Annotated in this window: 2 rRNA genes; both read left to right on the top strand. The window is 56.6% G+C overall.

The features are described from left to right. Nucleotides 1-2,013 (top strand): 23S ribosomal RNA (locus ASG87_RS09685); the annotation flags it as partial. Between the two features lie 130 nt (nt 2,014-2,143). Continuing rightward, nucleotides 2,144-2,257, top strand: a 5S ribosomal RNA gene (gene rrf / locus ASG87_RS09690). The last annotated feature ends 282 nt before the right edge of the window (nt 2,258-2,539 follow it).

Here is a 2,539-nt window from a genome sequence, read left to right on the forward strand (position 1 = left end):
CATCGCGACTTAGCAAACCATGGCAAACTCCGAATACCAGGACAGACTATCCGGGAGACACACGGCGGGTGCTAACGTCCGTCGTGAAAAGGGAAACAACCCAGACCCGCAGCTAAGGTCCCAAAGTTAGTGCTAAGTGGAAAACGATGTGGAAAGGCATAGACAGCCAGGAGGTTGGCTTAGAAGCAGCCACCCTTTAAAGAAAGCGTAATAGCTCACTGGTCGAGTCGGTCTGCGCGGAAGATTTAACGGGGCTAAGCACTACACCGAAGCTCGGGGTGCACAGCAATGTGCGCGGTAGAGGAGCGTTCCGTACGCCTGCGAAGGTGGATCGTAAGGTCTGCTGGAGGTATCGGAAGTGCGAATGCTGACATGAGTAACGATAATGCGGGTGAAAAGCCCGCACGCCGAAAGCCCAAGGTTTCCTCGCGCAACGTTCATCGGCGCAGGGTGAGTCGGCCCCTAAGGCGAGGCAGAAATGCGTAGTCGATGGGAAGCTGGTTAATATTCCAGCACTTTTCTCAAGTGCGATGTGGGGACGGAGAAAGTTAGGTCTACCGGGCGTTGGTTGTCCCGGGGAAAGGCGGTAGGCATGGATCTTTGGCAAATCCGGGATCCTTTATGCCGAGCACCGAGACGAGTCCTATTTGGACGAAGTGACTGATACTACGCTTCCAGGAAAAGCCACTAAGCTTCAGCTTGAGAAAAACCGTACCGTAAACCGACACTGGTAGGCAGGGTGAGAATCCCAAGGCGCTTGAGAGAACTCGGGTGAAGGAACTAGGCAAAATGGCACCGTAACTTCGGGAGAAGGTGCGCCCTTTTTGGTGGTCACGTGCGTGACTGAGCTGAGAAGGGTCGCAGTAACCTGGCCGCTGCGACTGTTTATCAAAAACACAGCACTCTGCAAACACGAAAGTGGACGTATAGGGTGTGACGCCTGCCCGGTGCTGGAAGGTTAATTGATGGGGTCAGCCGCAAGGCGAAGCTCTTGATCGAAGCCCCAGTAAACGGCGGCCGTAACTATAACGGTCCTAAGGTAGCGAAATTCCTTGTCGGGTAAGTTCCGACCTGCACGAATGGCGTAACGACAGCGGCGCTGTCTCCACCCGAGACTCAGTGAAATTGAAATCGCTGTGAAGATGCAGCGTTCCCGCGGCAAGACGGAAAGACCCCGTGAACCTTTACTATAGCTTTACACTGAACGTTGAGTTCTTCTGTGTAGGATAGGTGGGAGGCTATGAAACCAGGACGCCAGTCTTGGTGGAGCCATCCTTGAAATACCACCCTGAAGTGCTTGACGTTCTAACCTAGGCCCGTAATCCGGGTCAGGGACCGTGTATGGTGGGTAGTTTGACTGGGGCGGTCTCCTCCCAAAGAGTAACGGAGGAGCACGAAGGTACGCTCAGCGCGGTCGGACATCGCGCACTGTGTGCAAAGGCATAAGCGTGCTTGACTGCGAGATCGACGGATCAAGCAGGTACGAAAGTAGGTCTTAGTGATCCGGTGGTTCTGTATGGAAGGGCCATCGCTCAACGGATAAAAGGTACTCCGGGGATAACAGGCTGATACCGCCCAAGAGTTCATATCGACGGCGGTGTTTGGCACCTCGATGTCGGCTCATCACATCCTGGGGCTGTAGCCGGTCCCAAGGGTATGGCTGTTCGCCATTTAAAGTGGTACGCGAGCTGGGTTCAGAACGTCGTGAGACAGTTCGGTCCCTATCTGTCGTGGGCGTTGGAGATTTGAGGGGGGCTGCTCCTAGTACGAGAGGACCGGAGTGGACGTTCCGCTGGTGTTCGGGTTGTCTCGCCAGAGGCATTGCCCGGTAGCTACGAACGGAAGTGATAACCGCTGAAAGCATCTAAGCGGGAAGCACGCCCCAAGATGAGATCTCCCGAGAGCTCGACTCTCCTTAAGGCACCATCAAGACCAGGTGGTTGATAGGTCAGGTGTGGAAGCGCAGCAATGCGTTGAGCTAACTGATACTAATGAGCCGTGCGGCTTGACCATATAACCCCAAGACGCTTCGCTGGACGATAAGTCTCGACGTCGCATCCCGGGTTGGTTTTTCACCGAAATGCTTGTCACTCGTTTACCCCTTTGAGGGACCGGCGCTGTCTAGCGCTGTCCCCACCCCTTCCCTGGCGGCCATAGCGCTGTGGTCCCACCCGATCCCATCCCGAACTCGGAAGTGAAACGCAGCTGCGCCGATGGTAGTGTGGCTTTGCCATGCAAGAGTAGGTCACCGCCAGGGGCTTCTTCCTCAAAACCCTCACCGTTCCGGTGGGGGTTTTGTTTTTGGGGCGACGGCAACGTCCGGCGCTCTCGGCGCCGCCTATCCCTTGGCTTCCCGCGCATGGGGCCTCTCGGGCTCGAGGCGGCATCAACGCCCAGTGACGCGTCCGCGTCGCCGCGGTATCTCGCCAGCGGTGGCCATACCGCGTTCTCCTCAAGCGAGCATACGTCCGGTAGAAGGTGGGTTGCCTGTCCGTTCCTCCCCTCCTGACGTGGCATCATCCGTCCGCAGTCGCCGGCC

It is taken from the genome of Frateuria sp. Soil773 (genome assembly GCF_001428405.1).
Taxonomy (GTDB): domain Bacteria; phylum Pseudomonadota; class Gammaproteobacteria; order Xanthomonadales; family Rhodanobacteraceae; genus LMSL01.